Source organism: Cellulomonas sp. P4_H12, from assembly GCF_056400905.1.
In genome coordinates, this window is the sequence record NZ_JBFUKJ010000174.1 from 1 (window position 1) to 502 (window position 502).

1 protein-coding gene is annotated in these 502 nt (G+C 62.4%); it reads right to left on the reverse strand.

The window, feature by feature from the left end:
- The coding region (locus AC1DQC_RS20395) for a DUF6632 domain-containing protein (RefSeq protein WP_477053039.1) at nucleotides 1-96 on the reverse strand (96 nt) is incomplete at its 3' end.
- Between the last annotated feature and the right edge of the window lie 406 nt (nucleotides 97-502).

The window sequence follows — 502 nt, forward strand, 5'->3', positions numbered from 1 at the left end:
CGGCCACACCACAGCGAGCGGATAGAGAAGAAGCATCACCGCGCCAAAGACGACAAGCGCGATCTGGAGAAGTCTGTAGCTGTATGAGGACACCATTGCGCACTCCAACAGGTATGGGCTCCGAGCAGGTCCTGTTCCTCGGACCCCTGAGGCGATCGTGGAATCAAACTACGAGGCGTGGGCCCGGATCAGTTCCGAGACCCGACGGCCCAACTTGCGGTGGTACTGCTCGCCCTGGTCAATAGCAGCCGGACGTAGCGGCCGCATCGGCTGCAGCGCCGTACTGTTGCCAGGCGGAGACGGTCTGTGGAGCATTCGCCCCGTACACGGCTTCATTGACCGTCGCGGCGTCGTAAGAGCGTCGCACCTGTGAGATCAACGCTGCGCATTGCCGCGGCCTGGTTGCCGCGGTTGGGGCGGTGAGGATTCCGATCCCTCCCGCGAGAGCCGCAATGGTCAGCGCACTAGCCGTAACTCGACGAACGAACATGTCCTTCTACCT